1 protein-coding gene is annotated in these 297 nt (G+C 46.8%); it reads right to left on the bottom strand.

The genetic code is table 11. The features are described from left to right. Positions 1-297: hypothetical protein (locus QMX93_RS30880; protein WP_282359356.1), on the bottom strand; the 297-nt coding region annotated here is incomplete at both ends.

Here is a 297-nt window from a genome sequence, read left to right as displayed (position 1 = left end):
CGGCGAATATACGTAGGGAGTTTTTCGAGTGCGTATTGCGCCTTGTACCAGATATGCTGGTCGCTACCTGGCCGATAAAAACCTTCATCATGTCGCTCAAGCACATAATCTTCTAAGCTAGTTGAACTTCCTAGTAGGACTATCATCCCCAGGCCTATAAGTTCCTCGAACTCACTAAGGATGACACGGCAAAAACCAGACTCTAAATAAGAGGCTGCTGGAATGTACACTGTCTCAGAAGTGGCGACTGCCATTCTTGTGGCAATTCGCATCTCGCGCTGAAAGTGAGGATTTAAC

This window comes from Pseudomonas sp. PS01303 (assembly GCF_029959385.1).
GTDB lineage: Bacteria > Pseudomonadota > Gammaproteobacteria > Pseudomonadales > Pseudomonadaceae > Aquipseudomonas > Aquipseudomonas rustica.
Note: the sequence above shows the minus strand (reverse complement) of the source record. Positions and strands in the feature narration are given on the sequence as shown.